This window comes from Roseicyclus sp., from assembly GCF_052168335.1.
Classification (GTDB): domain Bacteria; phylum Pseudomonadota; class Alphaproteobacteria; order Rhodobacterales; family Rhodobacteraceae; genus Roseibacterium.
Genome location: NZ_JBQLZP010000362.1, coordinates 1 through 1,364 on the forward strand (window position 1 = coordinate 1; position 1,364 = coordinate 1,364).

Annotated in this window: 2 protein-coding genes; one reads left to right on the forward strand and one right to left on the reverse strand. The window is 72.9% G+C overall.

Translation table 11 applies throughout. The features are described from left to right. Positions 1–30: 30 nt before the first annotated feature. Positions 31–732: a GntR family transcriptional regulator gene (locus ACTS11_RS11130; protein WP_442640382.1), complete on the forward strand. Its 702-nt coding sequence runs from the start codon at positions 31–33 to the stop codon at positions 730–732. Positions 733–736: 4 nt separating this feature from the next. On the opposite strand, the gene ACTS11_RS11135 is transcribed toward ACTS11_RS11130, so the two are convergent. Next, entirely contained in the window at positions 737–1,228 is a 492-nt protein-coding gene (locus tag ACTS11_RS11135; RefSeq protein ID WP_442640383.1) for a GAF domain-containing protein, read from the reverse strand. Between the last annotated feature and the right edge of the window lie 136 nt (positions 1,229–1,364).

Here is a 1,364-nt window from a genome sequence, read left to right on the forward strand (position 1 = left end):
CGCGGCCCTCGGCGCGCTGAGGGACGCGCTGTGACCGCCGCGGCGATCCGCAACTGGCAGGGCGTGCAGGACGAGGTCCGCCGCCGCATCGCGACGCGGCTCTGGCGGCCCGGCGACTTCATCCCGCACGAGACGGAGCTCGCGCGCGAGTTCGGCTGCGCGCGCGCCACGGTGAACCGCGCGCTCCGGGAACTGGCGGAGGAGGGCCTTCTCGACCGCCGCCGCAAGGCCGGCACGCGCGTGGCGCTGAACCCGGTGCGCCGCGCCCGGCTCGACATTCCCATCATCCGCGACGAGATCGAGGCGCAGGGTCGCGCCTGCCGCCACGCCACGCTGTCCCGCGCGCTGGCCGAGCCGCCGCCGGACATCCGCGCCCGGATGCAGACGGAGGCGGGGGCGGAACTCCTCCATATCCGCACGCTCTACACCGCCGACGGCGCGCCCTACGTGCTCGAGGATCGCTGGATCAACACGCGCGCCGTCCCCACGGCGCTGGGCGAGAGTTTCGCGGACCTCAGCCCGAACGAATGGCTGGTGCGCGAGGTGCCCTTCGAGGGCGGCGACTTCGCCTTCTCTGCGATCACCGCGACGGCCTCCGAGGCCGCGGCGCTCGGCTGTGCGCCGGGCGTGGGCCTCTTCGTCCTCGACCGGACCACGTGGTCGGGCGGGCGGACCATCACCTCGGTCCGGCTGGTCTTCCACCCCGGCTACCGGATGCACACCCGGATCTGAGGGCTCAGCCCGCCGCCGCGGCCCAGTCGCGATAGGGCTGCACGAGGAGTTCGGCGAAGGGCGCGAGGCGGACGGCGTCCTCGGGGGTGTAGTGGTTCGCTTCGTGCAGGAGGTTCATCGTCCCGATCACCCGCGGCCCGCCGGGCGCGTCCGCGTCGACGACCGGCAGGTTGAGGCAGGAGGCGCAGCCGAGGCTCGCGATCAGCTCGTGGTCGAAGAACGCGAAGCGGATGTCGTCCATGTCGTAGCCGACCCAGGGCCGCCGCTCCTCGATCACGATCCGGCCCCAGCCGGTCATCCGGCCGAGCGGCTTGCGGCCGCCGACGGGGTACTCGACCGGATGGCTCGTGTAGATGCGCGCCGCCTCGCCCCGCGCGTGGTCGATCGCCATGAGGGTGAAGAGCCTGTGGCCCACGACTTCGGCCATGGCCTCCTGCATCGCGGGGTAGAGGTCGGGCGCGGTGCGCAGTCGGGCGAGGAGGTCGTCGTCGGTCATTCCCTGGTCTTTCCGGTCACGAAGGGGCCGGGCGGCGTTTCCGGCAATAGGCCGCGCGGGCGGAGTTGCATGATGGCGATGAGCGCCACGCCGATCACGATCTCCCTCAGCGCCGCCTTCTCCACCCCGCCGAGGA